The 25,216-nt window shown below is 69.4% G+C and carries 23 protein-coding genes; 14 read left to right on the top strand and 9 right to left on the bottom strand.

Annotated elements, in window-relative coordinates:
* Nucleotides 1-15 precede the first annotated feature (15 nt).
* Entirely contained in the window at nucleotides 16-1,563 is a 1,548-nt protein-coding gene (gene amaB / locus BI335_RS16800; protein ID WP_229119656.1) for an L-piperidine-6-carboxylate dehydrogenase, read from the top strand.
* A gap of 146 nt (nucleotides 1,564-1,709) precedes the next feature.
* The gene (locus BI335_RS16795) at nucleotides 1,710-3,731 is read left to right on the top strand and encodes an ATP-dependent helicase (protein ID WP_094432320.1); all 2,022 of its coding nucleotides are present in this window, start codon (nucleotides 1,710-1,712) and stop codon (nucleotides 3,729-3,731) included.
* On the opposite strand, the gene BI335_RS16790 is transcribed toward BI335_RS16795, so the two are convergent.
* Nucleotides 3,732-4,163 (bottom strand): hypothetical protein, encoded by a 432-nt coding sequence (locus BI335_RS16790; protein ID WP_094432318.1) that lies wholly within the window; start codon nucleotides 4,161-4,163, stop codon nucleotides 3,732-3,734.
* Between the two features lie 257 nt (nucleotides 4,164-4,420).
* Between BI335_RS16790 and BI335_RS16785 the strand changes: the two genes are divergently transcribed.
* Together BI335_RS16785 and BI335_RS16780 are read left to right on the top strand one after the other, a co-directional pair.
* Nucleotides 4,421-5,746, top strand: a complete 1,326-nt coding sequence (locus BI335_RS16785; protein WP_229119655.1) for an MFS transporter — start codon at nucleotides 4,421-4,423, stop codon at nucleotides 5,744-5,746.
* Nucleotides 5,743-8,037 (top strand): alpha-L-rhamnosidase, encoded by a 2,295-nt coding sequence (locus tag BI335_RS16780; RefSeq protein WP_094432315.1) that lies wholly within the window; start codon nucleotides 5,743-5,745, stop codon nucleotides 8,035-8,037. The genes BI335_RS16785 and BI335_RS16780 overlap by 4 nt, the downstream gene beginning before the upstream one ends.
* 2 nt (nucleotides 8,038-8,039) lie before the next feature.
* On the opposite strand, the gene BI335_RS16775 is transcribed toward BI335_RS16780, so the two are convergent.
* Nucleotides 8,040-9,287, bottom strand: a complete 1,248-nt coding sequence (locus BI335_RS16775; protein WP_166646849.1) for an APC family permease — start codon at nucleotides 9,285-9,287, stop codon at nucleotides 8,040-8,042.
* An 82-nt stretch (nucleotides 9,288-9,369) separates the two neighbouring features.
* Between BI335_RS16775 and BI335_RS22155 the strand changes: the two genes are divergently transcribed.
* The 5 genes from BI335_RS22155 to BI335_RS16755 all read left to right on the top strand — a co-directional run bounded on the left by BI335_RS22155 (nucleotide 9,370) and on the right by BI335_RS16755 (nucleotide 12,759).
* Complete coding sequence (locus tag BI335_RS22155; RefSeq protein ID WP_208109331.1) at nucleotides 9,370-9,609, top strand: hypothetical protein; 240 nt, start codon at nucleotides 9,370-9,372, stop codon at nucleotides 9,607-9,609.
* The gene (locus BI335_RS16770; protein ID WP_208109330.1) at nucleotides 9,603-10,340 is read left to right on the top strand and encodes a GlxA family transcriptional regulator; all 738 of its coding nucleotides are present in this window, start codon (nucleotides 9,603-9,605) and stop codon (nucleotides 10,338-10,340) included. The genes BI335_RS22155 and BI335_RS16770 overlap by 7 nt, the downstream gene beginning before the upstream one ends.
* A gap of 31 nt (nucleotides 10,341-10,371) precedes the next feature.
* A complete protein-coding gene (locus BI335_RS16765; RefSeq protein WP_094432394.1) occupies nucleotides 10,372-11,535 on the top strand; it encodes a 5-(carboxyamino)imidazole ribonucleotide synthase in 1,164 nt (387 codons plus the stop codon).
* A gap of 67 nt (nucleotides 11,536-11,602) precedes the next feature.
* Nucleotides 11,603-12,067, top strand: a complete 465-nt coding sequence (purE, locus tag BI335_RS16760; protein ID WP_229119669.1) for a 5-(carboxyamino)imidazole ribonucleotide mutase — start codon at nucleotides 11,603-11,605, stop codon at nucleotides 12,065-12,067.
* 38 nt (nucleotides 12,068-12,105) lie between these two features.
* Complete coding sequence (locus tag BI335_RS16755; RefSeq protein ID WP_094357955.1) at nucleotides 12,106-12,759, top strand: DUF1361 domain-containing protein; 654 nt, start codon at nucleotides 12,106-12,108, stop codon at nucleotides 12,757-12,759.
* Here BI335_RS16755 and BI335_RS16750 read toward each other — a convergent pair.
* The gene (locus tag BI335_RS16750) at nucleotides 12,737-14,113 is read right to left on the bottom strand and encodes an MFS transporter (protein ID WP_094432307.1); all 1,377 of its coding nucleotides are present in this window, start codon (nucleotides 14,111-14,113) and stop codon (nucleotides 12,737-12,739) included. The genes BI335_RS16755 and BI335_RS16750 overlap by 23 nt on opposite strands.
* Before the next feature lie 56 nt (nucleotides 14,114-14,169).
* Here BI335_RS16750 and BI335_RS16745 point away from each other — a divergent pair, with 56 nt between their 5' ends.
* Together BI335_RS16745 and BI335_RS16740 are read left to right on the top strand one after the other, a co-directional pair.
* A complete protein-coding gene (locus BI335_RS16745) occupies nucleotides 14,170-15,342 on the top strand; it encodes an acyl-CoA dehydrogenase family protein (RefSeq protein WP_166646848.1) in 1,173 nt (390 codons plus the stop codon).
* 21 nt (nucleotides 15,343-15,363) lie between these two features.
* Nucleotides 15,364-15,987, top strand: coding sequence for a protein-L-isoaspartate O-methyltransferase family protein (locus tag BI335_RS16740; RefSeq protein WP_229119654.1), 624 nt, complete (start codon nucleotides 15,364-15,366; stop codon nucleotides 15,985-15,987).
* Between the two features lie 78 nt (nucleotides 15,988-16,065).
* Here the strand turns inward: BI335_RS16740 and BI335_RS16735 are convergent, their stop codons facing one another.
* Nucleotides 16,066-17,523 (bottom strand): APC family permease, encoded by a 1,458-nt coding sequence (locus tag BI335_RS16735; protein WP_094432300.1) that lies wholly within the window; start codon nucleotides 17,521-17,523, stop codon nucleotides 16,066-16,068.
* A 76-nt stretch (nucleotides 17,524-17,599) separates the two neighbouring features.
* Entirely contained in the window at nucleotides 17,600-18,061 is a 462-nt protein-coding gene (locus tag BI335_RS16730) for a nuclear transport factor 2 family protein (RefSeq protein WP_094426142.1), read from the bottom strand.
* A 93-nt stretch (nucleotides 18,062-18,154) separates the two neighbouring features.
* Here BI335_RS16730 and BI335_RS16725 point away from each other — a divergent pair, with 93 nt between their 5' ends.
* A complete protein-coding gene (locus BI335_RS16725) occupies nucleotides 18,155-18,718 on the top strand; it encodes a TetR/AcrR family transcriptional regulator (RefSeq protein WP_094432297.1) in 564 nt (187 codons plus the stop codon).
* A 140-nt stretch (nucleotides 18,719-18,858) separates the two neighbouring features.
* On the opposite strand, the gene BI335_RS16720 is transcribed toward BI335_RS16725, so the two are convergent.
* The 3 genes from BI335_RS16720 to BI335_RS16710 are packed head-to-tail and all read right to left on the bottom strand — an operon-like array spanning nucleotide 18,859 to nucleotide 22,039.
* Nucleotides 18,859-19,344 (bottom strand): hypothetical protein, encoded by a 486-nt coding sequence (locus BI335_RS16720; protein ID WP_094357941.1) that lies wholly within the window; start codon nucleotides 19,342-19,344, stop codon nucleotides 18,859-18,861.
* A 31-nt stretch (nucleotides 19,345-19,375) separates the two neighbouring features.
* Nucleotides 19,376-20,665: a cation:proton antiporter domain-containing protein gene (locus BI335_RS16715; RefSeq protein WP_094432294.1), complete on the bottom strand. Its 1,290-nt coding sequence runs from the start codon at nucleotides 20,663-20,665 to the stop codon at nucleotides 19,376-19,378.
* Between the two features lie 48 nt (nucleotides 20,666-20,713).
* Nucleotides 20,714-22,039, bottom strand: coding sequence for an LCP family protein (locus BI335_RS16710; protein ID WP_229119653.1), 1,326 nt, complete (start codon nucleotides 22,037-22,039; stop codon nucleotides 20,714-20,716).
* A 154-nt stretch (nucleotides 22,040-22,193) separates the two neighbouring features.
* Between BI335_RS16710 and BI335_RS16705 the strand changes: the two genes are divergently transcribed.
* Both BI335_RS16705 and BI335_RS16700 read left to right on the top strand, forming a co-directional pair.
* Nucleotides 22,194-22,979 carry a siderophore-interacting protein gene (locus BI335_RS16705; protein ID WP_144009137.1) on the top strand — a complete coding sequence of 262 codons (786 nt, stop codon included), beginning with the start codon at nucleotides 22,194-22,196 and terminating at the stop codon, nucleotides 22,977-22,979.
* Nucleotides 22,980-23,136: 157 nt separating this feature from the next.
* The gene (locus tag BI335_RS16700) at nucleotides 23,137-24,753 is read left to right on the top strand and encodes an LCP family protein (protein ID WP_094432291.1); all 1,617 of its coding nucleotides are present in this window, start codon (nucleotides 23,137-23,139) and stop codon (nucleotides 24,751-24,753) included.
* 81 nt (nucleotides 24,754-24,834) lie between these two features.
* On the opposite strand, the gene BI335_RS16695 is transcribed toward BI335_RS16700, so the two are convergent.
* On the bottom strand, nucleotides 24,835-25,203 hold the full coding sequence (locus BI335_RS16695) for a PH domain-containing protein (RefSeq protein ID WP_094406794.1): 369 nt from the start codon (nucleotides 25,201-25,203) through the stop codon (nucleotides 24,835-24,837).
* Nucleotides 25,204-25,216: the final 13 nt, after the last annotated feature.

Below are 25,216 nucleotides of genomic sequence, written 5' to 3'. Positions count from 1 at the left end.
TCGAAAGCAGTGATCGTGAATCAGCAGAGCACCATCCCCTCCGCCACCGAACTCGCCGAGCGGGCCCGCGCGGCGGCCGAACGTTGCGGTGTGGACCTCAACCAGGTGAGCGGTGACCACGACGTCATCTCACCGATCAACGGCCAGCCGCTGTATTCGGTTGCCTGGCAGGATTCGGCGAGTGTCGATGCGGCGATCAAGACCGCCAACGACGCGTTCCTGCAGTGGCGTACGGTGCCGGCCCCGGTACGTGGCGCCCTGGTGAAGCGCCTCGGGGAACTGCTCACCGAGCACAAGGACGATCTGGCCGAACTGGTCTCCGCGGAGGTCGGCAAGATCACCTCCGAGGCCCGCGGCGAGGTGCAGGAGATGATCGACATCTGCGAGTTCGCGCTCGGGCTGTCGCGTCAGCTCTATGGCAAGACGATGGTCTCCGAGCGCGCCGGTCACCGGTTGATGGAGACCTGGCATCCGCTCGGCGTGGTCGGGGTGATCTCGGCGTTCAACTTCCCGGTCGCGGTCTGGTCCTGGAACACCGCCCTGGCACTCGTCTGCGGCGACCCGGTGATCTGGAAGCCCTCGGAGACCGCGCCGATGTGTGCGCTGGCCAGCAATGCGCTGCTGCAGCGGGCGATCGCCGAGACCGAGGACGCCCCCGAGGGGCTGTCGCAGGTGGTGATCGGCGGGGCCGACGTCGGCCAGGCGCTGGTCGAGAACCCCGGGATCGCGCTGCTGTCGGCGACCGGGTCCACGCGGATGGGGCGCACCGTCGGCCCGCTGGTCGCCGAGCGGTTCGGGCGTTCGCTGCTGGAGCTGGGCGGCAACAATGCCGCGATCGTCACCCCGTCGGCCGATCTGGATCTGGCCGTCCGCGGGATCGTCTTCGCGGCCGCCGGCACCGCCGGGCAGCGCTGCACCACGATGCGCCGGGTGATCGTGCACTCCTCGATCGCCGAGGAACTGGTGCAGCGGCTCAAGGCCGTGTACGAGCGGTTGCCGATCGGTGATCCGCAGCGCGAGGGCACGCTGATCGGCCCGCTGATCAACGAGCGTTCCTTCACCGGTTTCGATGCCGCGGTGCAGCAGGCCGGCGAACAGGGTGGTGAGGTCGTCGTCGGCGGCGCGCGGGAGCTCGCGACCGAGGCGCCGGAGGCGTTCTACGTGCAGCCGACGCTGATCATCATGCCGGGCCAGTCCGAGGTGGTCCGCACCGAGACCTTCGCCCCGATCACCTATGTGCTCACCTACGACGGTGACGTCACCGAGGCGATCGCGCTGAACAACGACGTCCCGCAGGGCCTGTCCTCGGCGATCTTCACCAGCGACCTGGGGGAGGCGGAGCTGTTCGTCTCCGCGGCAGGCTCGGACTGCGGCATCGCCAACGTCAACATCGGCACCTCGGGTGCGGAGATCGGCGGCGCCTTCGGTGGCGAGAAGGAGACCGGCGGCGGCCGGGAATCCGGCTCGGACGCCTGGCAGGCGTACATGCGCCGCGCCACCAACACCATCAACTACTCCGGCGCGCTGCCGCTGGCCCAGGGCGTGAACTTCGACGTTGATTGAGTGGAACCCACGTTCATCGAGTAGCCAGCCATGCGGAGCCTGCGGAGCAAAGGCGGGCGTGTCGAGATGAACTGAGCTGAACCGCGCTCGCCGCGGATGGGCGCGAGCCGCACAACACTGTCAGTGGGGTTCCCTAGCCTCGCCGCATGGTTGATATCGGGTGGTCGGAGGGGCTGGACGAGGCGCAGCGGATCGCGGTGGAGCACGACGCGGGTCCGTTGGTGGTCGCGGCCGGTGCGGGGACGGGGAAGACGCGTACGCTGACCGCGCGGGTCGCCCGGTTGCTGGAGTCCGGCGTACCACCCGAGCGCATCCTGCTGCTCACCTTCACCCGCCGCGCCGCGGCCGCGATGACCACGCGCGCGGCAGCCCTGTGCGCGGATCCTCAAGCAGCACAGCGAATCTGGGGTGGCACCTTCCATGCGGTCGCGCATCGGATCGTTTCCGAGCATGCGCAGCACGTGGGCCTGCGGGATGTCACCGTGCTCGACCCCGGTGACGTGGTCGACCTGCTCGACCTGCTCCGTGAGGAGCACGGCCTGGTCGGCACCGAGCGCCGGTTTCCCACCTCGCAGGCGATCGCGGACATCTGCTCGCGGGCGATCAACACCGCCACCCCGGCTCGTGAGGTGATGGCCGAACAGTTCCCCTGGTGCCTCGACCATGCGGCAGCGATCAACGGTCTGCTGCGCGATTTCGCTGCCCGCAAGCGTGAGCGGGGCTTGCTCGACTTCGATGATCTGCTGCGCTACTGGCTGGCGCTGCTGGCCGATGAGCAGGTGGGTGCGCGGTTGCGGCGGCGATGGGACTGGGTGCTCGTCGATGAATACCAGGACGTCAACCAGATCCAGGTCGACATCGTCCGCGCGCTCTGCCCCGACGGTGCCGGGCTGACCGTGGTCGGTGACGACGCCCAGGCGGTCTACGGCTTCCGCGGCGCGAACGCCGAACACCTCCTCGAGGTGCAGGACCAGTTCCCCGACGCGACGCTGGTACGCCTGGAGCGCAACTTCCGCTCCACCCAGCCGGTGCTGGACCTGGCCAACGTGGTCCGGCCGAGCGAGCTGCGCCTCGAACTCGCCGCCGACCGCACCGACGGCGGCAGCCGGCCCGCCGTGGTGCGCTGCGCCAACGCCGACGACGAGGCCCGCCAGGTCGCCGACGCCATCCTGGCCGCCCACCAGGACGGGATGGAGCTGCGCGAGCAGGCGGTGCTGATGCGGACCGGCACGCACTCCCACCAGCTGGAGATCGAGCTGAAGGTCCGCGACATCCCATTCGTGAAGTTCGGCGGGATCGGCTACCTGGAGACCGCGCACGTGCGGGATCTGATCGCCGCGTTCCGGGTCGCGCTGAACCCGGCCGATGAAGTGTCCTGGTACCGCTTGCTCACCCGGCACCGCTCGATCGGCAAGACACATGCCCGTTCGCTCGCCGGGCTGCTCGCCGGATCGGACGACGAGTCGCGGTTCGCCGAGGCGGTCGCCGCCGCGCCACCGAAGGCCCGCTCCGGCTTGGCTGCCACCCTGGAGGAGGTGCGCCGGGCGCAGTCCGCGGATGCGGTGGCCGCGGTGGTGGAGGCCTGTCACGGCGCGGTACGCCCGTTGCTGCGCGCGCATTACGCCGACTGGTCGCGCCGGGCGGTCGACGTGGAACGGCTCGCCGAATCCGCCGCGCAGCAGACCGATCTGGGCGCGTTCATCGCGGAGACGACGATCGACCCGGCCGGGGTCAGCGCCGACTGGGCCAAGAAGCCCTACCTCGACGACGACTACGTGATCCTGTCCACCATCCACTCGGCGAAGGGGCTGGAGTGGGATTCGGTGCACCTGATCCGCGCCTGCGACGGCGCCGTCCCCTCGGACATGGCGCTCACCTCGGACGCCGGTCTGGCCGAGGAGCACCGGCTGTTCTATGTCGCGCTCACCCGGGCCCGGGACTCGCTGCGGATCTACACCCCCGACCGGCTGCCGACCCACCCGACCAGCTTCCGCGCCCGGCACGTGATCGCCAAACCGAGCCGCTTCCTCACCCCGGCGGCGATGGACCGGGTGGACGTCATCGACACCAGCACACCGGCCGAGCAGTCTGCGAACAGGGTCGGGGGAGGCGTGCCGGCGCGGCCGGCCCCGGTCACCGTCCCCTCGATGGACGACCTCTTCAGCTGATCAGGGCAGGCCCTGGCTGGAGAGGCGCCAGCCCTCGGGTGTCTCCGCGAAGCAGTAGTGCCAGAACCGCCCGTCCGGTTGCTCGGGTTGGTCACCTTCGTTCCACAGCTGGTAGAGGATGCACCACCCATACGAGGTCGAGCGCGGCGGTTTGAGCTGCCGGACGCCGGTGAGCCGATTGGTTCGACAGGTGCGGGGTTCATCCCGGTCGTGGTAGATCACCAATGCCTTCGCCATGCCGCAGTCCTGGGCCAGCAGCGCGGTGATGTACGCGGCGGCCGCCGCCTCGAGCGTGCCCGACACCGCGCGTACCTCGTCGGGCGAGACCTTGCGGTCGGGGCCGTAGCGGGCCAGTCCCCACTGGGTGATCAGTCCGACGAGCAGCGCCAGTGCGACCAGCGGCCAGCCGAAGCGTGCCAAGAACCTCCGCATGGGCCTCACCCTAGACCTACCGACGGTCAGCCCTCGGGAGTGAAGAATGATCATGGAATATTCGTTCTTATATTTGAATAGTGCAGCTCTAGGGGCGAATATTCCATGATCATTCTCCAGGGGCGCGACGCCTGGGTGGTGCGCCGGTTCGGCATTCCAATCCGTGTCGACCTCTTGCCAACTCGAACCGGGGCCCTTACGTTTGAACGAAATTGAGTCGATTCAATCGACAACCACATCGTTCAAAGGGGAACCCTGTGTCGCAGTCAACCGGTGTCGCGAAGGCGCCCAATCCGTGGTGGGTGGGGGTGGTGTCGGGCATGGCGTCCTACATCGACTCCGCGGCGATCGTCTCCAACGGGATCGCGCTCGTGGTCTATCAACAGACCATCGGACTCTCGGACACCCAGTTCGGGGTGCTGTCGGGAATCCTCACCTTCGGCATCGCCCTCGGAGCGATGACCGGCGGCAAGCTGGGTGATGCGTTCGGGCGTCGGCGGGTGTTCATGGCGACGATGGCGATGATCGTCGTGGGCACCGCGTTCCTCATCTTCGGCGCGAGCTTCCCGACCCTGCTGATCGGGACCATCCTGGTCGGCGTGGGCTCCGGTGCGGATCTGCCGGTCTCGCTGGCGACGATCGCAGAGAATGCCACCGACAAGAACCGCGGCGCGATCCTCGGTCTCTCCAACATGCTGTGGAGCGTCGGCGTCCTGGTGACCATCCTGCTCGGCGGCCTGGTCGGTGACCTCGGCCGCCTGGGCGGTCAGATCATGTACGCCCACATCGGCGTGGTGGCGTTCTTGTTACTGGTGCTGCGGATCTCGCTCCCGGAGACCCCGAGCTGGCTGAAGGCCTGCGAGGAGCGGCGCCGCGGTGTCAGCACGATCCGCGCCGAGAAGGTGGCACTCGGCGAACTCGTGAAGGGCCCGTACGCCAAGCCGTTCATCGCGCTGCTGTTCTTCTACTGCCTGACGAACCTGGCGGCCAACACCGGTGGCCAGTTCGGCACCAAGATCGGCGTCGACATCGTCGGGCTGAGCATCTCCCAGGCCTCCCTGCTCGGCATGCTGGGCTTCCCGGTCGGCATCGTCGGCGCCATCTGGTTCATGCGGATCGTCGGTACCCGCTACCGGATGCACTACTTCGTCTTCGGTGCGGCGCTGATGATCGGCAGCTACTTCGTGCCCGCCCTGTTCGGATTCTCGCTGCCGATGTGGATCCTCTCCGGTGTCCTCGGCGGGTTCGGCGGTGCCTTCGCCTTCGAGGGGATCATGAAGGTCTGGACCCAGGAATCGTTCCCGACCATGCTGCGCTCCTCGGCGCAGGGCGCGATCATTTCCTTCGCCCGGATCGCTGCCGGCGTACTCGCCCTGTTCACCCCGAACCTGCTCACCGACATGGGCCCGCGGCCGTTGTATGCGACCCTCGGCGTCATCGTCGCCGCCGGCCTCGGTATCGCCTGGTGGGGCTTCGCCGGCCGGCAGCGCAATGAGTTCGAGGCCGAGGAGCGGTTGGAGACCACCCACGACCTCGACACCTCATCCCCGCACGGATCGAACACCCCGGAGGCCCTTCGATGACCACCCGCACCGACGCCCTCAACACCGACGCCCCGAACACCGCCGTAGCGATCACCGCGGACGTCGGCCGCGACGAAGTCGTCGCCCTGACGACCGCCTTCCGACTGGACCAACCGGTCGACCGCGTCCGGTCCGCCACGCTGTGGGCGACCGCGCACGGCGTCTTCGAGGTCGCGGTCAACGATCGCCCGATCGACGATTCCGTGCTCAACCCCGGCTGGTCGAGCTATGAATGGCGGCTGCCGGTCACCGCGACCGATGTCGCCGCATTGCTCACCGAGGAAGAGAATCGGGTGACCGTGCGCCTCGGCAACGGGTGGTGGCGCGGCGACCTGGGGTTCGAGGGTGCCCACGCCAACTACGGTGAAGAACTGGCATTCCTGGGCGCCCTGGTGATCGGCTTCGACGACGGCAGCGAACAGGTCATCGCGACCGGCCCGGACTGGTCCGCGCAGACCACCGACACCCTCGCCAACAGTCTCTACGACGGCCAGGCGATCGACGCCCGGCGCCGCGGCAACCCCGATCCGCTCCAGGTCCGGGAGGCCGAGATCGATCGCACCAGGCTGGTGCCGCACTCCGGTCCGCCGGTCACCCGCCAGGAAACCCTGCGCCCGCAGGAGATCTGGCGTTCCCCTTCGGGTGCGACGCTGGTCGATTTCGGCCAGAATCTGGTCGGTTGGCTCCGCTTCACCGTCATCGGCCCCGAGGGTACGGTGATCACCATCCGGCATGCGGAGGTGCTCGAGGACGGCGAACTGGGCACCCGGCCGTTGCGCTCGGCGAAGCAGACCGACACCTTCACCCTCTCCGGTGGTGAGGACTTCTTCGAACCGACCTTCACCTTCCACGGTTTCCGGTACGCCGAGGTCACCGGTTGGCCGGGGGAGCTCACCGCCGACGATCTCGAGGCGGTGGTGGTGCACTCGGCGATGACCCGAACCGGTTGGTTCAGCTGCTCCGATGACCGGGTGAATCAGCTCGTCGCCAACTCGGTGTGGGGGCAGAAGGGCAACTTCCTGGATGTCCCCACCGACTGTCCGCAGCGCGACGAACGCCTGGGTTGGACCGGTGACATCGCCGCCTACGCCGCCACTGCGGCGTACCAGTTCGATGTCGCGGACTTCCTGCACAGCTGGCTGCTCGACCTGGCCGAGGAGGCCCGCAACAGTCCGAACGGCTGGGTGCCGCACGTGGTGCCCGACGTCTTGACCAAGCACGCGCAGTTCTCCCCGGAGTTCACCGCCGCGATGGAGGGCTGGCAGGGCCCGACCGCGATCTGGGGTGACGCGGCGGTCTGGGTGCCGCAGGCCCTCTGGTACGCCTACGGCGACCGGGACCGGTTGGCCGCGCACTACCCGGGGATGGTCGTGCACCTCGACGGGGTGGAGCAGCGGCTCTCCGACAGCGGCCTGTGGGACACCGGATTCCAGTTCGGCGACTGGCTCGACCCGGATGCCTCCCCGCACGAACCGTGGAACGCCAAGGCCGATTCCGGTGTGGTCGCCACCGCCTGCCTCTACCGCTCCGCCGCCTTCGCCGCGGAGGCCGCCCGCGAACTGGGCCATGACTCGGATGCCGAACGCTGGCAGGCGCTCGCCGATCGCACCCGGACCGCGTTCAACGACGCCTACGTCGCCGAGGACGGCACCATCCGCTCCGACTGCGCCACCGTGTATGCGCTGGCGCTCTGCTTCGGGCTGCTCGACGAGCAGATCCGGCCCCGCGCGGCGGCCCGACTCGCCGAGGTGGTGGAGGCGGCCGGATTCCGTGTCTCCACAGGATTCGCGGGCACTCCATTCGTCACCTGGGCGCTGTCGGAGAACGGTTACGTCGAACACGCCTACCGGCTGTTGCTGGAGACCGGGTGCCCCAGCTGGCTGTATCCGGTGACGATGGGTGCCACCACGATCTGGGAACGCTGGGACTCGATGCTGCCCGATGGCTCGATCAACCCCGGTGAGATGACCTCGTTCAACCATTACGCACTCGGTGCGGTGGCCGACTGGCTCTACCAGGTAGTGGCCGGGATCCGACCAGCCGCACCCGGCCACCGCGCGCTGCTGCTGCAACCGCGACCCGGGCCCGGGCTCGACTGGGCACACGGTGCGCTGGAGACCCGGCACGGGCGGGTGGAATCCGGCTGGCGGCGTACCGATGCCGGGATCGAGGTCGAGGTGGTCGTCCCGGACGGCGTGTCCGCGGAGGTCGTGCTCCCCGACAACACCCGGCGCTCGGTCACCGCGGGTCGGCACACGTTCACCGCGGAGGAGGCGTACGCCGGGGCGTGACGTCAGTGGCGACGGCGGGTGAGCAGGGAGGCGACGAACAGCACCACCAGGGCGTACGCGCTGCGCAGGCCGGACTGCCAGAGGGCGACCAGCATGATCGGGACAAGGGCGAGGTTGGCCAGCGTCCAGGGCCGCGGGCCGGTACTGCGGGCGTAGGCCACGATGCAGATCAGATAGATCACCACGAACACCGCGCTGGCGGCGGCGAGCGCATCGACGACCAGCCCCGGGAAGACCTGCAGCACCGCCAGGGTCACCGCGAAGCCACCGGCCAGCACCCCGATCGCGCGGCGCGGCTGGCGGGCATCCGGCCCCGCGATCCAGGCGGGTGCCAGGCCCTCCCGGGCCGCGCTGTCCAGCACCAGCCCCACGCCGCGCACCCAGGCCAGCGCGTTGAGCAGGATCCCGCCGGCGCCGGCCAGTGCCACCACCACGGCACCGACCGGGCCGCCCGGCAGGCCCCGTGCGGCATCCACCAGCCCGGTGACCGGATCGACCGCAACCGGCGCCGACCGCACCGCGATGGCCAGCGTCAACCCGATCGCCAGCGTGACCAGCAGCCCGAGCGAGATCAACGAGACCGCGGTGAAATCCCTGCGTGGATGGGAAAGATCGCGGGCCAGGAAGGTCAGGTTCTCGAAGCCGACGAACGCCCAGAACGCCAGCAGTACCCCCGCCGGTACCGCACCCAGCGCGGGCACCGTCGGTACCACCTCGGCCGGGCGCACCGGTTGCGAGAGCAACCAGACCAGCACCGCGGTGAGCACCGCGACCAGCGCGATCGCACCCCACTGCTGCACCCGCGCGCCCGCGGCGGCGCCGGCCAGATTCGTCGCCACCGCCAGTCCGAGCAGCAGCGCGGCCAGCACGGTCGGCGGCACCGCCAACCCGGTGGCCGCCGCCAGGTTGCTGGCCGCGACCACCGCGTTCGTCGGCAACCCGACCATCACCACCATCGGGAACATCAGCGGGATCCGGTCACCCCAACGCCGGCCCAGTCCGGCCCGGACCGCGTCGCGCAGCGGATCGGAACTGCCCGGCGTACGCAGCACCGTGTCGCGGAACAGCACGATCATCGGCACGCAGAGCACCGCGGCGACCAGCCAGGTGAGCACGGCGGCCGACCCGGTCTCGTGCAGCACCGCGGCCGGCAGGCCGAGCAGTCCGGCGCCGACCACCGAGGCGAAGCCGGCGGCGACCCCGCCGGCGCGGCCCAGCCCGGTCGGGGGAGCGAGTGCGGATCGAGTCACACCGCGAGCCTGCCGGGAGACCGCCCCGAACCGTGAGTGGCTGGAATGACACCAGGCATCGGATTCGTGCCATGATGGTGGTATGCCTCTCCGCTCGGTCGCCGTGCTGGTCCGCCCGAGCATGTCGATGTTCGAGTTCGGGGTGACCGCCGAGGTCTTCGGCATCGACCGCACCGAGATCGGCCTGCCGGCGATCGACTACCGCGTCTGCGCCGACCGCGACCTGCTCGATCGCTCCGCCCCGGTGCCGACCAAGCACACCGCCCGCTCGGCCTGGTCGCCGCCCACGGTCTCGATGGCATCACCGGTGCCGACGTGCTGATCGTCAGCGCCGCCGCCGAACCCACGCCCGGCACCGACGCCGAGATCACCGCCATCCGCGCCGCGCATGCCACCGGTGCCACCGTGCTGTCCCTGTGCTCGGGCGCGTTCCTGCTGGCGCAGGCCGGGTTGCTCAACGGTCGGCGGGTGACCACGCACTGGATGTACGCCGACCGGCTCGCTGCGGCGTACCCGAAGACCGAGGTGGTCTCCGACGAACTGTTCATCGACCACGGGGACGTGATCACCGCCGCCGGCACGGCGGCCGCGGTCGACACCTGCCTGTATCTGGTACGCCGGGAGCTCGGCCAGGCGGTCGCTGCGGCGATCGCGCGGCGGATGGTGGCCGCGCCGCAACGCCACGGCAGCCAGCTGCAATATGTCGAGCGGCCGGTCATCCCGACACCGGGTCCCGGCCTGGCGCCGACCCTGGACTGGGCGTTGGGCCGGCTCGACGAACCCCTCGACGTGACCACGCTGGCCCAGCACGCCGGGGTGAGCCCGCGGCAGCTCAACCGCTGGTTCCTCGGCGACCTCGGGACCACCCCGCTGCGTTGGCTGACCGAGCAACGGATCCGGCTCGCTCAGGAACTGCTGGAGAGCTCGGACCTCTCGGTGGAACGGATCGGCCAGCGGGTCGGCTACGGTTCGCCGACCCAGCTGCGGCAGCATTTCCGGCGGCTCGTCGGCAGTACGCCGGCCCACTACCGGGAGACCTTCCGCGCACGCTGAGCCGGGGTGACGATCCCGCTAGGCTGTGCCGGTGCCCGAACCGAGTTCCCCCGAGACCAGATCTTTCGTCGTCGGTGTGATCGGCGGCGGCCAGCTGGCCCGGATGATGTACGCCGCCTCGATCAAGCTCGGCATCACCGTCCGGGTGCTCGCCGAGGGGCCGGAGGTGAGCGCCGCCCAGGTCGCCCACGACGTGGTCGTCGGCGACCACGACGACCCCGACACCGTGAAGGCGTTCGCCGCCGACTGCGATGTGATCACCTTCGACCACGAGCATGTCCCGACCGGGTTGCTCCGCGAACTGGAGGCAACCGGTGTCCAGGTGCGCCCCGGCCCGGCGGCGCTGATCAACGCCCAGGACAAGGCCGTGATGCGCGAACGCCTCTCCGCGTACGCCCCGGCGTACCGGATCGTCACCGACGCGGCCGCCCTGCGCGCCTTCGGCGACGAGCAGGGCTGGCCGATCATCGCCAAGATCGCCCGCGGTGGCTACGACGGCAAGGGCGTCTGGAAACTCGACGGCCCGGCCGAGGCCGACGAGCTGTTCGACGGCGTCGGCGAGGGCACCACGATCGTCGCCGAGGAACTCGTCGACTTCGCCCGCGAACTGTCCGCGCTGGTCGTCCGCTCACCCAGCGGACAGGCGGTGGCGTACCCGGTCAGCGAGTCGATCCAGCGCGGCGGGATCTGCGTGGAGACCATCACCCCGGCCCCGGGGCTGACCGAGGAGCAGGCGATCGCCGCGCAGAAGCTCGCGCTCACCGTCGCCCACGACCTCGAGGTCGTCGGCATGCTGGCGGTCGAACTGATGGAACGCCGCGACGGCTCGGTGGTGATCAACGAGCTCGCGATGCGGCCGCACAACACCGGCCACTGGACCATCGACGGCGCGCACACCTCCCAGTTCGAGAACCACCTGCGCGCGGTGCTCGACCTGCCCCTCGGCGACCCCAGCACCCGGGCGCCCTGGACCGTGATGGCCAATGTGCTCGGCGGCAGTGTCGAGGATCTGACCAGCGCGCTGCTGCACTGCTTCGCCCGCGACCGCCGGCTGCGCGTCGAGCTCTACGGCAAGGACGTGAAACCGGGGCGCAAGGTCGGCCACGTGAACACCTTCGGCGACGACCTCGACGAGGTGCGCCGCCGCGCCGAGCACGCCGCCAACTATCTGATGGGGATTGAAGGACATGACTGAACAGCAGCAATCGTCCCCCGCGAGCGCGGGGGTGCGGGGGTCGTCCCCCGCACGAATCGGCATCGTGATGGGTTCGGATTCCGACTGGCCGACGATGCAGGCGGCCGCCGAGGCCTGCCTGGAGTTCGGCGTCGCCTACGAGGCCGATGTGGTCTCCGCCCACCGGATGCCGACCGAGATGCTCGACTACGGCCGGCGGGCGCACGAACGCGGGCTCGAGGTGATCATCGCCGGTGCCGGCGGGGCCGCGCACCTGCCGGGCATGCTCGCGGCCGTCACACCGCTGCCGGTGATCGGCGTACCGGTGCCGCTGAAATATCTCGACGGGATGGATTCGCTGCTCTCGATCGTGCAGATGCCGGCCGGGGTACCGGTGGCGACGGTGTCGATCGGCAATGCCCGCAACGCCGGGCTGCTGGCGATCCGGATCCTGGCCGCCGGCGACCCGGCGATGACCGCGCAGGTGCTGGCCTTCCAGCAGGCGCTGGCCGACTCCGCGCGGATGAAGGGGGAGCGGGTCCGCGGAAACTGAGCCGGCGAAGCTGACCGGCGCCCCGGCACACTGGAGTCATGACCAGACTGCGTGGGGCACTGCTGATCGGATTCCTGCTCGCGACCACCGCGCTCACCGTGGCGCTCGGCGTCACCGACCCGGCGGCGCCGCTGACCTACCCCACCCGATTCCTGGTGTGGAACCTGTTCCTGGCCTGGATCCCGATGCTGTGCGCGGCCGGATTCGCCGTGGTGCGGCGACGCTGGGCGCTGCTGCCGCTCGGCGCCGGATGGTTGGCCTTCCTGCCCAATGCGCCCTATCTGGTGACCGACCTGGTGCACCTCGGCGGTGGCGAGAATCTGTGGCGGCATGTGCTGCAGTACGGGTTCGCGGCCTGGACCGGGATCCTGCTCGGCGTGGTCTCGCTGCTGCTGGTGCATCGGCGCATCCACCGCGAATTCGGCCGCCTCTGGGGTTGGCTCACCGTCATCGCATCGGTGGGACTGTGCGCGGTGGGCGTGGTCATCGGGCGCTTCCAGCGCTGGAACTCGTGGGATCTGCTGACCCGTCCCGACGCGGTCATCGCCGCCACCCTCGACTGGGTGCGGTCGCCGTTCGCCCACGTCGAATCCACCGGTGTGGCCGTCGCCGTCGCGGCCTTCTTCTGCTTCGCCTACCTCACCATCTGGTCGTTGACCCCGGACTCGCTCAAGACCTCAGCCGGCGCATGAGGAAGGCCAGCAGCGCCGCCAGCGCGGCCGCGCAGCCGGCGATCACCAGCACCGCCTCGGCCCCGAACCGGCTCGGGACTGCGGCGCCCGGGAGCGCGGTCGCGGTGGTGAACGCCGCCAGCAGCGCCGACCCGCACGAGGTGCCGACCGAGCGCAGCAAGGTGTTCAACCCGTTGGCGGACGCGGTCTCCGACAGCGGTACCGAGGCCATCACCAGCGCCGGCATCGCCGCGAAGGTGAGCGAGGTGCCGACCCCGATCACCGTCGAGGCGAGCACCACCTGCCACAACTGCTGCCCGGTCAGCGCCCGGGTCCAGAACCCCAGTGCCATCACCGATGCGCCGATCAGCAGCGTGGTCTGCGCGCCGATCGAGTTCAGCATCAGGCTCGACACCGGTGCGGTCGCGCCGAAGGCGATCGCGGTCGGCGCCATCCACAACCCGGTGGTCAGCAGGTCCAGGCCCAGCCCGTAACCCGACTCCCGCGGCGCCTGCAGCACCAGCGAGGTGGTCAGCATGTTGGTCATCATCGCCAGCCCGAGCAGTACCGAGGCGGTGTTCGCCATCAGCACCGCCGGCCGGCTCGCGGTCCGCAGATCCACCAGCGGGCTTGGTCGGCGCAGCTCGACCGGGATCCAGATCGCCAGCAGCACCGCGGTGCCGACCAGCAGGATCAGGGTGGTCGGGGTGAGGAATCCCCAGCTCGGGCCCTTGGAGAGCACCAGCAGCCCGGCCACCAGGGCCGCCGAGAGCAGCGCGGTACCCGGCCAGTCGAAGCTGCCGCGGGCGTACGCCCGTCCCGGGCGTACGGTGGTGAAGACCAGCACCGCCATCACCGCCGCCGTCAGCCCCGTCACCCAGAAGATCGCCTGCCAGGGCAGTTGCGAGGCGATCAGTCCGGACAGTGGCATGCCCAGTCCGGCGCCGATCGCCATGGTCGCGCTCATCAGTGAGATGCCGAGCGAGACCCGGTGCGGTGGCAGTTCGTCGCGCAGCGTGGCGATCGCGGTCGGGATCAGTGCCAGCCCCATGCCCTGCAGGGCGCGGGCGACGATCGCGCCGATCAGGGTGGGGAACACCGAGCCGACGACCGCGCCGATCATCATCGCGGCCAGCGCAGTGAGCAGCATCCGGCGTTTGCCGTGCAGATCGGCCAACCGGGTGATCACCGGGGTCGCCACCGCGCCGCTGAGCAGGGTGACGGTGACCAGCCAGGAGGCGTTCGCGGCGGTGGTCCCGAGCAGCCTGGGCAGCTGGGGCAGCAGCGGTACCAGGATGGTCTGCTGCAGCGCGGCGGCCGTGCCGCACAGGCACAGCACCAGGATCACCCGCGCACTGCTGCTCTTCTCCGCCATCGGGGATCACCCTATGGGGTTACCAACGAGTAGCATTGAGGCGTAGAGTGGGCCCCGTGAGCGACTTCGATGAGTTGTACCGTCCAACGGAGGACCACGACGCCTTCCGGGCCGCGGTCCGGGACCTGGCCGAGGCCAAGATCGAGCCCAATGCGGCCGAGGCCGATGAGACCGCGACCTTCCCCAAGGCGTCCTTCGACGCCCTGTTCAAGGCCGACTTCCACGCCCCGCACATCCCGGAGGCCTACGAGGGTGTCGGTGCGGACGCGCTGGCGACGGTGATCGTGATCGAGGAGATCGCGCGCGTCTGCGTCTCCTCCTCGCTGATCCCGGCGGTGAACAAGCTGGCCACCGTGCCGCTGCTGCTCTCCGCCTCGGAGGAGGTCAAGCAGAAGTACCTGCCGCTGATGGCCCGCGATGGCGCGATGTTCTCCTACTGTCTGTCCGAGCCGGATGCCGGTTCCGATGTCGTCGGGATGAAGACCCGGGCGACCAGGGACGGCGACGCGTACGTGCTGAACGGCACCAAATCGTGGATCTCGAATGCGGGGGAGTCGGACTACTACACCGTCTTCGCGGTCACCGATCCGGAGGCCCGGACCCGCGGAATCTCTTGTTTCGTTGTGGAAAAGGCCGATCAGGGGGTCTCCTTCGGTGCGCCGGAGAAGAAGCTCGGCATCAAGGGCTCGCCGACCCGCCAGGTGATCCTGGACAACGTGCGCATCCCCGCCGACCGGCTCGTCGGTGAGGAGGGCACCGGTTTCGTCACCGCGATGAAGACCCTCGACCACACCCGGGTCACCATCGCCGCGCAGGCCATCGGCGTCGCCCAGGGCGCGCTCGACTTCGCGCTCGGTTACGTCAAGGAGCGCAAGCAGTTCGGCAAACCGATCGCCGATTTCCAGGGCCTGCAATGGATGCTCGCCGATGCGGGGATGAAGATCGAGGCGGCCCGACAGTTGACCTACGCCGCCGCGGCGCGCTCGGAGCGGACCGATCCCGACCTCACCTACTTCGGTGCCGCCGCCAAGTGCTTCGCCTCCGATGTCGCGATGGAGGTGACCACCAACGCGGTGCAGCTGCTCGGCGGTTACGGTTACACCAAGGACTACCCGGTGGAGCGGATGATGCGCGACGCCAAGATCACCCAGATCTATGAGGGCACCAACCAGGTGCAGCGGATCGTGATGGCGCGCCAGCTGCTGCAGGGGCTGCCGGAGAACCGCTGAGGTGAGGTCAGGGGGCGCTGGTTGAGCGAGCGAGGGACGAGCGAGTCGACACCCGCGGCCGACCGGGTCGCGCAGGCGATGCAGGCCGTGCCGCGGGTCGGCTTCCTGCCCGAGGCACAGCGCCGGTACGCCGCAGAGGACCGGCCGCTGCCCCTCGGCCCGACCCAGCTCGCGCCCGAACAGACCAACTCCCAACCCTCCACCGTCGCCGCGATGCTGCGGCTGCTGGATGTGCCGGTCGGGGCCTCGGTGCTCGACGTCGGCGCCGGTTCGGGCTGGACCACCGCGCTGCTGGCGTGGCTGGTCGGGCCGTCGGGACGGGTGCTCGGGCTGGAGCTGGAACCGTGGCTCGCCGAGCAGGGTGCGGCGAATCTTCGAGCCTGGGCAGGGAATGCTGGATCTGCCTGGGCGCGGCTCGAGGCCGCCGAACCCGGTGTGCTCGGCCGCCCGGCGGAGGGTCCGTATCAACGGATCCTGGTCTCGGCGATGGCCGATACGCTGCCCGCCTCGCTGGTCGATCAGCTGGACCTCGGCGGGGTGCTGGTCATCCCGGTCGCAGGCGAGATGCTCCGGGTCACCCGCGTGCCAGCCGGCCCGCCGCGGATCGAACGCTCTGGGGCGTACAGATTCGTGCCGTTGCGCTGATTCATCTCCGTCCCCTGAGCGAGGAGCGCAGCGACGAGTCGAAGGGTCCTGGCTTCGACTCGCTCGTTCCTCGCTCGCTCAACCAGCGTCGTGGCCGACGACGGCGTGCCGGCGGCCGTAGGCGAAGTAGATGATCATGCCGACGGCCAACCAAACAACGAAACGCAGCCAGGTGCCGACCTCGAGGCTGGCCATCAGGCCGAGGCAGGTGACCGCGGACAGGATCGGTACCACCGGCACCAGCGGGGTCTTGAACGGGCGCTCCATGTCCGGGCGGGTGCGGCGCAGCACCAGCACCGCGATCGAGACCACCAGGAACGCGAACAGGGTGCCGATGGAGACCATCTCCGACAGTGCGGTGAGCGGGATGAAGGCCGCCAGTGCGCTGATCAGGATCGCGATCAGGATGGTCATCCGGACCGGGGTGTTGTAACGCTCATTGAGTTTCCCGAGGGATGGCGGCAGCAACCGGTCGCGGGAGAGGGCGTACCCGATCCGGCCGAGCGCCACGATCTCGACCAGGATCACCGAGCTCAATCCGGCGATCGCGGCGATGCCGACGAGCACCGCCGCCCAGCCGAGGCCGACCTGTTTGAAGGCGTCCGAGATCGGTGCACCCTCGGAGATGTCGGTGTACTTGACCATCCCGGTCAGCACCAGCGACACCAGCATGTAGAGCAGGCCGCAGGCGACCAGTGTGCCGATCAAGCCGCGCGGCATGTCCCGACCGGGGTTCTGCGACTCCTCGCCGAGGTTGGCGACCGCCTCGAAACCGCTGTAGGCGAAGAAGACCACGGCGGCGGCGACCAGCAGACCACCGACGCCGTAGGCCACCGGCTGGACCCCCGACAGCGCCTGCCACAGCGGTTGCTGGTGCCAGGCGCCGGCGGACTCCTTCGGGGTGGCCGGCGGGAAGAACGGGGTCAGGTTCGCGACCTTGACGAAGAAGAAGCCGGCGATCACCACGAAGATGCAGATCAGCACCTTGACCGCGACAAGCAGGTTGGTGAGCCACTTCGACTCCCGGATGCCGAGGGCGGCGACCACCGCCAGCACCATGACGATCGCGACCGCGCCGAGGTTCACCACCGAGTTCTCCCCGAAGAAGGTCTCCGGCAGCCCCAGCAGTTCCTGGAGATAACCCGACCAGCCTCGGGACACCACCGCCGCACCGAGCGCGAACTCCAGCACCAGGTCCCAGGCGATGATCCAGGCGAACACCTCGCCGATCGTGGTGTAGGCGTAGGTGTAGGAGCTGCCCGCGGTCGGTACCGCGGCGGCCAGCTCGGCATAGCAGAGCGCGGCCAGCAGGGCGACCACGCCGGCGATCAGGAAGGAGACCACGATCCCGGGGCCGGCGTTCTCCTTGGCCTGGATCCCGGTCAGGGTGAAGATGCCGGTACCGATCACGATGCCGACACCGAATCCGACCAGGTCGCGGGCCTTGAGGCGCTTGGTCAGGTGCTGACCGCCGCCCTCGTCCTGCTCGAGAACCGTCTCGACCCGCTTGGTACGCAGGATGCTGGAGTTACCCATGGGGTGACCTTAGACCTATCGTGTCGACAATTGACCGTCCGGGTGGGACGTTACCCAGAGTCGCCACGCTGAGACCTCAGCGCAGGGGCAGATCCACACCGTGTTCGCTCGTCGGTCGCGGGCCGCGGATGCGTCGATCGGTCTCGGTGATCGCGACATCGTTGATGCTGGCCTCCCGACGAGCCATCAATCCGGCCGCGGTGAACTGCCACAGTTCATTGCCGTAGCTGCGCCACCACTGGCCGCTCCCGTCGTGCCACTCGTACTGGAAGCGCACCGCGATCCGATCCTCGGTGAAGCACCACAGGCTCTTGCGCAGGGCGTAATCGAGCTCGCGCTGCCACTTGTCGGTCAGGAACTCGACGATCTCGGCGCGGCCGGTGAGGAAGAGGTCGCGATTGCGCCACTGCGAGTCCTCGGTGTACGCGAGCGCGACCCGTTCGGGATCACGGGTGTTCCAGGCATCCTCGGCGGCCTGCACCTTCTGCGCCGCGGTCTGTTCGGTGAACGGGGGAGTGGGTGGGCGGGTCTCAGACATCGGGTACGCTCCCTTCGAAGTGGAGAACGAGTGTTCTCCATCGGCTCCGGGTAGCGTAGAGAACGCCAGTTCTCAACGTCAATGGGGGTACGCATGCCTGCCGCGCTCACCGCCGAGCGGATTGCCGCCGATCGCCAGCTGCTGCTCGATGCGGCCGAGTCGCTGATCTATGCCGAGGGGGTCCGGGCGGTGGGCATGGACCGGGTTCGGGAGGCGTCCGGGCTGTCGCTCAAGCGCATCTATGCGCTCCATCCCACCAAGGACGAGCTGGTCGTGGCGATGCTGCGCCGCCGCGACCAGCGCTGGCGGGGTGCGCTGGCCGCCCGGGTGGAGACCGCCGACGATCCGGTCGGTCGGGTGCTCGCGGTCTTCGACTGGCTGGCGGACTGGTTCGCCGAACCCGGATTCCGCGGCTGCCTGTGGATCAACCTGCACGGCGAACTCGCCGACACCTCACCGGCGGTACGAGCGGAGGTGCTGGCGCACAAGCAGGCCTTCCGGGAGCAGCTCGCCAGCTGGGCCGGGGAGGTCGATCCCGCGACGCTCGATGCGATCCAGTTGCTGGTCGAGGGGGCGATCGTCACCGCCGGCATCGACGGGGACCTCTCGCGGGTACGCAGCGCCCGGGCCGCGGCCGCCCGCCTGCTCGCCGACTGACCGGGCACCCGGAACTGCGACCGGGCACCCGATTCAGTCGCGCTGGATCGGGTGCCCGGTGTCGGAACCGGGTGCCCGGTGGGCCGAGCGACTTGGCTTCGACTCGTTGGCGCTCGCTCAGCCGGTGTCGCTGGGGGTGCTCAGCTCGCGTTGGGGCCGGAGTTGCGCGCCTCGCGTACCGCGCCGAGGGCGTCGGCGAGCCTGTCGATCCATTCCTTCTCGTTGGCGCCGACCAGGCGTACGCACCAGGCCAGGGCCTCCGAGCGGGAACGGGCCACGCCGGCCTCGACCAGGGTGTCCAGCACCATCCGTTCGGGTTGCCGGAGCCGGGTCATCACCGGGATCGACAGATTGGTGAAGACCTCCTCGACCTCCCCGCAGCGAGCGCCCCAGGCGACCTTGCGGCCGAAGCTCTCCTCGGCCTCGTCGGCGATCCGCATCCGCTGCGCCCGGGTGTCCTCGCGGAACCGGGCGATCCGCCCGCGGGCCGCCGCGGCGCCACCCTCGTCGGTCTCGGGCAGGGTGCCGAGCACGAGGATCTCCTCGCGATCGACGGTGACCTCGGGGGCCCTGGTGAACCACGCATCGGGCAATCGCCCGCCGAACCAGTCCGCAACGGTACTCATGCGGCAATTACACAATTACACAAGTACAGAATCAAGACCTTGGGCCCGCGGGTTCCGCGGCGTCGGACGCCTCGTCCTCCGATGGCGCGTGTCGGGCGTACCAACCGACCAGCGTCGGCAACCCGACACCATGCAGCAGGAAGCTGCCGATGATCGTGGTGACGATGATGCTCAGGATCGTGATCACCACCTGCTCATCCGCGAGATCGTTGATGGCGAGCATGCCGAAGACCATCGTCGCGATCCCGCGCGGACCCAGGGCCGCGATCAGCAACCGATCCGGCCAGCTCCAGTCGCAGCCGAGCAGGCTGAGCAGCACCGGTACGATCCGCAGGACGGTGAGCACCGCCAGGCTGAACACCGCGATCTGCCAGGTCAGCGTGCCGAGCAGTACCGTCAGCGTCACGGCGCCGAGCGCGAACCAGACCACCGCGGTCGCCACCTGGGTGAGATCCTCGCAGAGGTCGATCTCCGAATGCGCCAGATCCCCGCGTACCGCATGGAACGCCACCCCGGCGACGAACGCCGCGACGAACCCGTTGCCGTGGCCGAGCACCGCGATCGCATAGGTGAGCAGCGGGATCGCGACCACGCCGAAGCGCAGCGTCGCCCGCGAGGTCAGCCGGTGCCGGATCGCCCCGCGCATCAGCCAGCCCGTGCCGACGCCGACGACCACGCCGACGGCCAGCGAGACCAGGGCCGCCGGCACCGCCTGCTGGAGTGCCGCCAGCGGGGTGCTCGCATGGGAGGTCGCACCCGCCAGCGTGATCGCGAAGACGAAGACCGGTGCCACGATGCCGTCGTTGTAACCGCTCTCCACATTGAGCAGATCCTTGACCCGCAAGGGAATCCGGCGATCGCTGCCGAACAGTCCGGCGGTCGGTGCGAGGTCGGTCGGGATCACCGCGCAGACGATCAGCAGCACCACCGCGACGGGCAGGAACGGGAACAGCCACAGGCCCACCAGCATGGCGAGTACGCCGCTCAGCGGGAGCGCGATCGCCAGCAGCCGCAGCGCCATGCCCGGCTGGTGGCCGAGCATCCCGCGGCGCACCTCGAAGGAATCGACGAACAGGACCAGGGCCAGCACCAGTTCGACCGCGCGCTCGGCGGCCGGTTCGTTGAGCACGACGGTGATGATCCCGATGTCGATGGTGTTGCTGGAGACCCCCGTCACCTGCAGGATCAGCGCCACCACCCCGGCCAGCAGCCCGCCCCCCAGCATCACCAGCGGCAGACTGACCCGACGGCGCGCCAACCACTTCGCCAACAGCGCCCAGACGATCAGCAGGGCCATCGCCACCACGAGTCCCCAGTTCACCTGCCGACCCTCTCACCAAAGGGGTCCGGGCGCACCGCGCCGATCCGATCAGGGCTTGGCGAAGCGGTCCAGTTTGGAGGTGTCTCCGCGGGCGATCTCGCCGAACATCTCCTTGGCCTTCGCGTCGTCCCAGATCATCGACGAGCCCGCGGCGGTGCTCTTGTTCGGGTTCGAGATCGGCACCATCAGGGTCAGCCCCTGGCCACCGGCGACCTTCATCATCGGCGCGACGACACCGGCGGTGGCGACCACGCCGGTGCCCGGATCGGTCTTCACCGACTGCGCGGCACCGGTGTTCAGGCCCCACCAGCGGAACGGGTTGATCACCGTCATCGGCGAGGCGGCCTTCTTCGCGATCCCGGCGATCATCTCGCGCTGCCGATTCATCCGCCCCAGATCACCGGTCGGGTCGGCGTAACGCATCCGCACATAACCCAGTGCGGTCACCCCGTCCATGTTCTGGCAACCGGCCGGGATGTCGAGGTGGGAGTTCTTGTCCTTGATCGCGGTCTTCGGGCACATCTCGATCCCGCCGAGCGCGTCGATCACGTTGACGAACCCGCCGAAACCGATCTCGGCGTAATGATCGACCCGCAGCCCGGTGTTCTGCTCCACGGTCTGCACCAGCAGCTCCCGACCGCCGAGGGCGTACGCCGCGTTGATCTTGTTCCGGCCCTTCCCGGGGATCGGCACGTAGGAATCGCGGGGGATCGAGATCAGCGCCGGGCGCCCACCCGGCGGGACGTAGAGCAGCATGATCGTGTCGGTGCGCAGGCCCTCGGTGTCACCGGTACCGAGCTTCTGGCGCTCCTCCTCGCTCAGCCCCTCGCGGGAATCCGAGCCGACCAGCAGCCAGGTGGTGCCGGGCTGATCCCCGGGCCGCTGACCGGTCGGCATCGCGTCGACCTTGTTGCTGGCGCTCCAGGCATAGATCGGCGTACCGATCAGGAACACCAGCCAGGCGACCAGCAGCAGGACGATCGTGCGGGCGAGGGTACGCCCCGGACGGCGCGGTGTGCGCGGGCGGCCCGGCCGCCGGCCGGTCGGCGGCGCCGGGGGCCGTCCGCCACCAGCCGCGGACCGGTTCCGCGACCGGGGCTGGCCGGCCGCCTCGATGTCGCCGACCGGCATCGCGCGGGTGCGGCCGTCCTGGGCGGCCGCCGAGCGGGACTGATTGCCGGTCCGGCGTGCCGAGGTCCGCGGCGGCGTACTCGGCTCGCCGAAGGAGGCCCGCTTGCGGCCCCCTCCCGACGGCGCGCCGGAGGAGGCCTGGTGGGTCGGGATCTCGGATTCGTCGGCCGGCCTGTGTCCGGGGTCGCCGTCGCGCCGCGGATCGGATCCGCGATACAACCAGTCCATGTCGTCGCCGGGCATGCGGTCACGGTACAGGGGCAATGCGGCCGAACCGGGCGCAAACGCGCCTGTCCGGCGTACCTCCGGGGACCGGTCAGGGAGACGACCACCCACGGGCCGAGGCGCTTAGGGTAGGCTAACTTTATCCAATCGTCGCACCTGCTGGAGTTTCACCGTGGCCGCTCGCCCAAGCTATGAACTGACCGTCGTCGGCACCGAGCGGCCCTCGCCGCATGTGGTCCGGTTGCTCCTGGGCGGCCCCGGGTACGCCGATTACCAGGACCCCGGCATGACCGATGCCTACGTCAAGCTGATCTTCCCGACCGACGACGGGGAGGTGATGCGCACCTACAGTGTGCGCTGGAACGACCCGCAGCGGCAGTGCCTCGCCGTCGACTTCGTGGTGCACGGCGACAGTGGCATCGCCGCCCCGTGGGCCGCCGCCGCCAGGATCGGGGACACCATCTCGCTGCGCGGACCGGGTAGCGGTTATGCCCCGCGCGCCGACGCCGACTGGCACCTGCTCGCCGGGGACGAGTCCGCGCTGCCGGCGATCGCCGCCGCCATCGAGGCGATGCCCGCCGGTGCACCGGTCAAGGCCGTCGTCGAGGTCGCCGGCCCGGAGGACGAGGTCACCATCGCCACCGACGCGATCCTCGACCTGGTCTGGGTGCACCGCGGCGGTACGGCCGATCAGGTGGGGGAGGATCGCGCCGGTGACAACGCCCCGCTGATCGCGGCCGTCCGCGAGGTCGAATGGCTGCCCGGTACGCCGCAGGTGTTCATCCACGGTGAGGCCCAGGCGGTGATGAAGAACCTCCGCGGTTACATCCGCAAGGAGCGTGAGGTGCCGGCCGAATGGTGCTCGATCTCCGGCTACTGGCGCCGCGGCGCGACCGAGGACGGCTTCCGGGTCTGGAAGTCCGAACTGCGCAGGGCCGAGGAGGGCGCCGTCGCCTGACGATGGCTCCGGGTGATGCCCCCGGGTGAGGAAATCCCAAGGTCGTAATCGGTCACCGACGGCGTGGCGGACCGACCGGCCGGAAGGCGCCGATGGCACTCTGGTCGCGGACCCTCCGGGGTCTCCTTCCCCGACAACAGCATCGAAAGGCCCATCCGTGTCTGATGCACGCCGCGGCAGCGGCAACCTCGACGATCGCCGCGGCAGCGGCAACCTCGGCGACAGCGTGGACGAGCGACGCAAGCCTTCCCCGACCGCACCCGACAAGGGATCGAGCACCGCCTACCGGCCGGCTGCACAGCTGCGCAGCGACCGGTTGCGGCTGCGTCGTGGGCTCGGTTTTCTGGGCCTGACCCTGGTCGTGCCGGGGTCGGCGCAGCTGCGGGCCGGGGACCGGCGGGTCGGGCGCTGGGCGGTACGCGTGTGGGCGGCGCTGATCGCCCTGCTGGTGGCCTTCGTGGTGCTGCTGCTGGTGGACCGGGGAGCCGCCATCGCGATCATCACCTTCCGGCCGCTGACCATCCTGATCTCGCTGGTCCTCGGGCTGGCCGGGATCGGTTGGGCGGCGCTGATGCTGGACGCCTGGCGGATCGCCAACCCGCCCTCGCTGGCCCGCCGGCACCGGCTCGGTTTCGGCCTGCTCAGCATCGTGCTCGCGCTCGGGCTCGGCGGCGGGATGATCGCCTCGGCCTCCGCGGTGAACGCCGAGGGTGACCTGATCGGCAGCGTCTTCTCCGGCGGTGGTGAGACCGAGGCCAAGGCCGGCCGCTACAACGTGCTGCTGCTGGGCGGGGATGCCGGCAAGGGCCGCGAGGGGCTGCGCCCGGATTCGATGACCGTCGCCAGCATCGACGCGACCACCGGGCGTACCGTGCTCTTCTCGCTGCCGCGGAACCTCGAGGACGTGGGCTTCCCCGACGAATCGCCGATGAAGAAGCTGTATCCCAACGGGTTCACCTGCCCCAACCACGAGTGCCTGCTGAACGCCGTCTACACCAAGGCGATGGAGAACAAGGACCTCTATCCCGGGGTCAAGGATCCGGGCGCGCAGGCCACCACCGAGGCCATCGAGTGGGCCACCGGGCTGGACATCAACTACTACGCGCTGATCGACCTGAACGGCTTCAAGGCGCTGATCGACGCGGTCGGCGGGATCACCATCGACGTCAACAAGCCGGTCGCCGTCGGGGGTGAGGAGACCTCGGTCAAGCGGCACATCCCGGCCGGCAAGGCCCAGCGGCTCAACGGGCAGGATGCGCTGTGGTTCGCCCGCTCCCGGGTGGAGACCTCCGACTATGACCGGATGGCGCGGCAGAAGTGCGTGATGAGCGCGATGCTGAACCAGCTCGACCCGGTCACCGTGGTCACCAAGTTCAACGCCATCGCCTCGGCCGGCAAGCAGGTCGTGGAGACCAACGTGCCCACCAGCGAGATGAACCGGCTGATGGACCTGGCGCTGAAGGCCCGGCAGACCAAGATCGCCTCGGTCTCCTTCGTCCCGCCGATGATCCAACCCGGTGCGCCCGACTACGACCTGATGCGGCAGGCCGTCCGCGACAAGATCGCCCAGTCCCAGGGGCAGCCCACCGCCGGTGCCCCGGCGCCGAAGGCGACCAAGCTGCCGGTCGGCAACGCCCCGGGCGGGACCAGTACGCCGACCCGGCGCGCGACCGGCAAGGCGACCTCGAAGGCCACCCCGACCCCGACCGCCGGTCCGACTCCGGTAGCCATCCCCGGTGCCGATGACCTGGTCGAGGTGTGCACCGCGACCTGAGTTCAGTTGGCCGTTGGATGGCGGCGTAATGTCTACATGACCTGTCCACGTGCCCTCACTCGGGACAGTGGGGTCCGAACTTCAGTGGGTGAGGACCACGTTGGCGATCAGCTGATCCAGGCGGCGGATGTCGACGCCCTTGCCGATCTTGATCTTGATGTGACCTGCGCGGGTCCACATCTCGAGCTCGGCATTGTGGTCAAGCGCCCCTGCATTCTCGGAAGACCACATGTTGATGGCCGAGTACGGCAGCGAGTACATTTCGACCTTTTTCCCTGTCAGGCCCTGAGCGTCCCTGACGATCAGCCGCTTGTTGGTGAAAACCGCGGTGTCACGGAAGGTCTTGAATGCGGCGACGGGGCGCTCTCCTTGGGCGAGAACGGAGCCGATGTCCTGCGGGATCGGGCACTCAGCCATGAAGGTCCAAGCAGTGATGGCAGCGGTTTCCACGATGTCCTCCTGG

This window comes from Enemella evansiae (assembly GCF_002250705.1).
GTDB classification, from domain to species: Bacteria; Actinomycetota; Actinomycetes; order Propionibacteriales; family Propionibacteriaceae; genus Enemella; species Enemella evansiae.
The sequence above is the reverse complement of the archived record's forward strand: the minus strand, read 5'-3'. Positions and strand labels throughout refer to the sequence as shown.

Bases quoted from the DNA above. Each gene is read 5' to 3' on its own strand.
- BI335_RS16795 (WP_094432320.1), top strand. From the start codon at position 1,710: ATGGTTGATATCGGGTGGTCGGAGGGGCTGGACGAGGCGCAGCGGATC.
- BI335_RS16720 (WP_094357941.1), bottom strand. From the start codon at position 19,344: ATGAGTACCGTTGCGGACTGGTTCGGCGGGCGATTGCCCGATGCGTGG.
- BI335_RS16735 (WP_094432300.1), bottom strand. From the start codon at position 17,523: ATGGGTAACTCCAGCATCCTGCGTACCAAGCGGGTCGAGACGGTTCTC.
- BI335_RS22155 (WP_208109331.1), top strand. From the start codon at position 9,370: ATGCCTCTCCGCTCGGTCGCCGTGCTGGTCCGCCCGAGCATGTCGATG.
- purE (WP_229119669.1), top strand. From the start codon at position 11,603: ATGGGTTCGGATTCCGACTGGCCGACGATGCAGGCGGCCGCCGAGGCC.
- BI335_RS16750 (WP_094432307.1), bottom strand. From the start codon at position 14,113: ATGGCGGAGAAGAGCAGCAGTGCGCGGGTGATCCTGGTGCTGTGCCTG.
- BI335_RS16730 (WP_094426142.1), bottom strand. From the start codon at position 18,061: ATGTCTGAGACCCGCCCACCCACTCCCCCGTTCACCGAACAGACCGCG.
- BI335_RS16755 (WP_094357955.1), top strand. From the start codon at position 12,106: ATGACCAGACTGCGTGGGGCACTGCTGATCGGATTCCTGCTCGCGACC.
- BI335_RS16790 (WP_094432318.1), bottom strand. From the start codon at position 4,163: ATGCGGAGGTTCTTGGCACGCTTCGGCTGGCCGCTGGTCGCACTGGCG.
- BI335_RS16725 (WP_094432297.1), top strand. From the start codon at position 18,155: ATGCCTGCCGCGCTCACCGCCGAGCGGATTGCCGCCGATCGCCAGCTG.
- BI335_RS16780 (WP_094432315.1), top strand. From the start codon at position 5,743: ATGACCACCCGCACCGACGCCCTCAACACCGACGCCCCGAACACCGCC.
- BI335_RS16710 (WP_229119653.1), bottom strand. From the start codon at position 22,039: ATGCCCGGCGACGACATGGACTGGTTGTATCGCGGATCCGATCCGCGG.